Source organism: Shigella sp. FC1967 (assembly GCF_001743005.1).
In the GTDB taxonomy this organism is placed as follows: Bacteria; Pseudomonadota; Gammaproteobacteria; order Enterobacterales; family Enterobacteriaceae; genus Proteus.
This window is the reverse complement of sequence record NZ_MIIZ01000524.1, coordinates 1-204: the sequence shown is the minus strand read 5'-3', so window position 1 is coordinate 204 and position 204 is coordinate 1. Positions and strand designations below refer to the sequence as shown.

The 204-nt window shown below is 29.4% G+C and carries 1 protein-coding gene; it reads left to right on the top strand.

Annotation, left to right across the window (positions count from 1 at the left end; genetic code table 11):
- On the top strand, nucleotides 1-204 hold a 204-nt coding region (locus BHE89_RS24265), incomplete at both ends, for a hypothetical protein (RefSeq protein WP_216080984.1).

The window sequence follows — 204 nt, the reverse complement described above, 5'->3', positions numbered from 1 at the left end:
TCATCAGCGTAAACTAAAATATCATCATTTTTTTGCTAACCTAAGGGCTGGTATTATTTTTCTATATGGACCTGTATTTTCTGTCCAAAAAAATGAAAGTTTTATTCATCAGCGTAAACTAAAATATCATCATTTTTTTGCTAACCTAAGGGCTGGTATTATTTTTCTATATGGACCTGTATTTTCTGTCCAAAAAAATGAAAG